We start from the raw sequence: 3,037 nt of genomic DNA, 5'->3' as shown, positions 1-3,037 counted from the left end.
CTTCTTCGCCGCCCCAGGGTTTTTGGTTCTATCGAGGCGACAACTATTCTGACGTATGGGGGTGAGCAGGCCCTCGAACACGCGCGGCGGCGCAAAGTAGTAGGTGGGGCCGATTTCTTTCAGGTCGATCGTCACCGTGGCCGACGATTCGGGGCAGTTGACCACGTAGCCGCAGGCCAGCCACTGGGCGTAGCTGAAAATGTTTTGCCCGATCCAAGCCGGCGGCAGGTAGGCCAGCACCTCTTCTTGGGCCGTGAGCTGGTCGAAGCGGGCTCCGGCGGCGGCGCGGTCCAGCAGCGAGGCGTGGGTGTGCACCACGCCCTTGGGGTTGCCGGTGGTGCCCGAGGTGTAGAACATGGCGGCCACGTCCTCTGGGCGGGCCTGGGCGGCTTCGTCCTTGAAAAAGTCCGGGTGCTGCTGCACGAACACGGCCCCGGCGGCGATCACTTCCTGCAAGCCGGCCAAGCCCGGTTCGTCGTAGTTGCGCAGGCCCCGCGGGTCGTCGAACAAAATGTGTTCCAGCAGCGCGCACTGGGGCCGGATTTCGAGCATCTTGTCCACCTGCTCCTGGTCTTCGACGACCACGAAGCGCGCCTCGGTGTTGTTGATCGGGAACACGCACTCGCCCGCCACCGCATCCTGGTACAGCGGCACCGGGACGGCGCCCAGCGCCTGCGCCGCCAGCATGGAGGCGTACAGGCGCGGCCGGTTGGAGCCGATGACGATCAGGTGCTCGCCCCGGCGCAGACCCAACTGGTGCAGGCCGGCAGCGATGTGGCTGGCCAGGTCGGCCATGCCGCGCCAGTCGGTGCTCTGCCAGATGCCGTATTCTTTTTCGCGCATCGCCGGCGCGGCCGGGCGCTTGGCGGCGTGCTCCAGCAGCAAGCGCGGGAAGGTGGTGTGCATGTGGTCTCCTCAAGGCCAGCGGCCCGGCCCATGAGCGGGCTGCATATTTGGTTGAATCCGATGCACACTGTACGCTTGGGTTTGACGCCATGTTGTCCTTGCGATGACAATCTAGGGGGCAGCCCTGTAAGGACTTTCCCTGGGCGGTGTGGTAGATCTGGAGGCAACGATGGTTTCACGGGACGGGCTGCGGCAGCGCGCGCGGGCTTTGAGCGAGGCAGAGTTTGCTGCCATCGCTTGGGCTTCTTGCTTGGCCGAGCATGAGCGTTTGCGGGTGCGCAGCGAGCTGATGGTGACGCTGGCGCTGCCGGGCGATTCGATTTGCCGCGTGGGGCGTCCGGTGACGTTCTGGTTTGGCCTGATCGAGGGCTTGCTCAAAATGAGCAACGATGACAGCCAGGGCCCGGTCATGACCTTTGCCGGTTTGGCCCCCGGGGGCTGGTTTGGCGAGGGCACGGCGCTCAAGCGCGAGTGCTACCGCTACAACGTGCAGGCGCTGCGCAAAAGCCTGGTGGCGGGGCTGCCGGTGGAGACTTTTCACTGGCTGCTGGACCACTCGATCGGCTTTAACCGCTTCGTCATGTGCCAGATCAACGAGCGCCTGGGCCAGTTCATCGCCGCGCGCGAGATCGACCGCCTGAGCGAGCCCGAGGTGCGGGTGGCGCGCAGCCTGGCCAATCTGTTTCACCCGGGCCTGTTTCCGGGTGTGGGGCAGGTGCTGCGCATCACGCAGCAGGAGCTGGCGTACTTGGTGGGGCTGTCGCGCCAGCGCGTGAACCTGGCGCTGGCGGCGCTGCACCAGCAGGGCTTGATCGAAGTCACTTATGGTGGCTTGCGGGTGCTGGATCTGGCGGCTTTGCGCGCTTATTCCATGGGCACGGAGCCGATTTGAGGGTGGCGCGGGTGGGCGGCGGTGCCGTCAAGGCGGCCTGAGGGACAATCTGGCCCATCATGCCTCCTACCTTGCGTTTGCCTCCCCGTGGCCCGGCCGGTTCGGTGCCCCGTGCTCCAGCCCGTGCCTCCGCTTCTGCCCCGGCGCCTGGCCTTGGCCCTGCGCCCGCCCGTAAGGCGGCGGCCCGCGTGCCTGTTGCGCCGACGGGTGCTGGGCCTTTGCCTGCCGCTGCCACTGCCGATGCCGCTGTGGAGCGGGTGCGCATCAACAAGCGGCTGGCCGAGCTGGGGCTGTGTTCGCGCCGCGAGGCCGATGAGTGGGTGGCGCGCGGCTGGGTGCGCGTGAATGGCGCCGTGGCCGAAGCGGGGCAGCAGGTGGCGCCAGCCGACGCCCTGGAGGTGGACCCGCAGGCGCAGCGCCAGCAAGACGAACGCGTAACCATCGTGCTGCACAAGCCGGTGGGCTATGTGAGCGGCCTACCCGAAGACGGGCACCAGAGCGCGGCGGTGCTGGTGCAGCCGGGCACGCGCTGGCGCGAGGACCGCAGCCCGCGCCGCTTTGCCGCCAGCCACACGCGCGGTCTGGCCCCGGCCGGGCGTTTGGACATCGACTCGACCGGTTTGCTGGTGCTGACGCAAGACGGCCGGGTGGCCAAGGCGCTGATCGGGGCCGACTCCGAGGTGGAGAAGGAATACCTGGTGCGCGTGCACTGGGCCCCGAATGGCCCGCAGGGGGCCGGGGTGGTGGCGCAAAACGTGCAGGCGGTTTTTCCCGAAGCGGCGCTGGCGCGGCTGCGCCACGGTCTGCAAATCGACGGCCGCACCCTGAGGCCAGCGCAGGTGCAGTGGCAGAACCCGGAGCAGTTGCGTTTTGTGCTGCAAGAGGGCATGAAGCGCCAGATTCGGCGCATGTGCGAGCAGGTCGGGCTGCACGTGGTGGGGCTCAAGCGGGTGCGCATCGGGCGCGTGCTGCTGGGCCAGTTGCCGCTGGGGCAGTGGCGCTATTTGGGGCCGCATGAGCGGTTTTGAGCTTCTGGCTTGGGGGGCTTGGGGGCTTTTGGGTGGCTGGGGTGGCTGGGGTGGCTTGGGTGAGGCTTGGGTGAGGCTTGGGGCTTGGGCAGGGCTGCCGGCCTCATGCCGTCCGCTGCGCGGCCAAAAATCGGCCAACAGCCCTGCCCAAGCCCCAAGCCTGTGGGCGCGCGGGCGTGCTGGCCGTGCAGCTTCTTTTCGGCGGGGGGGG

General features: G+C 68.0%; 3 protein-coding genes. 2 read left to right on the top strand and 1 reads right to left on the bottom strand.

All coding sequences use genetic code 11. From position 1 onward, the window contains the following. Positions 1-906 (bottom strand): AMP-binding protein (locus SRAH_RS11520; RefSeq protein WP_029463486.1); only part of this gene is annotated, 906 nt, incomplete at its 3' end. Positions 907-1,075: 169 nt separating this feature from the next. Between SRAH_RS11520 and SRAH_RS11515 the strand changes: the two genes are divergently transcribed. Both SRAH_RS11515 and SRAH_RS11510 read left to right on the top strand, forming a co-directional pair. Continuing rightward, complete coding sequence (locus SRAH_RS11515) at positions 1,076-1,798, top strand: Crp/Fnr family transcriptional regulator (protein ID WP_029463485.1); 723 nt, start codon at positions 1,076-1,078, stop codon at positions 1,796-1,798. A 218-nt stretch (positions 1,799-2,016) separates the two neighbouring features. Continuing rightward, on the top strand, positions 2,017-2,826 hold the full coding sequence (locus SRAH_RS11510) for a pseudouridine synthase (protein ID WP_045477423.1): 810 nt from the start codon (positions 2,017-2,019) through the stop codon (positions 2,824-2,826). Positions 2,827-3,037 lie beyond the last annotated feature (211 nt).

The sequence above is a fragment of the Serpentinimonas barnesii genome (assembly GCF_000696225.1).
Lineage (GTDB): Bacteria > Pseudomonadota > Gammaproteobacteria > Burkholderiales > Burkholderiaceae_C > Serpentinimonas > Serpentinimonas barnesii.
Note: the sequence above shows the minus strand (reverse complement) of the source record. Positions and strands in the feature narration are given on the sequence as shown.

Excerpts from the sequence above, each read along its gene's own strand:
- SRAH_RS11515 (WP_029463485.1), top strand. The coding sequence starts at position 1,076 with ATGGTTTCACGGGACGGGCTGCGGCAGCGCGCGCGGGCTTTGAGCGAG.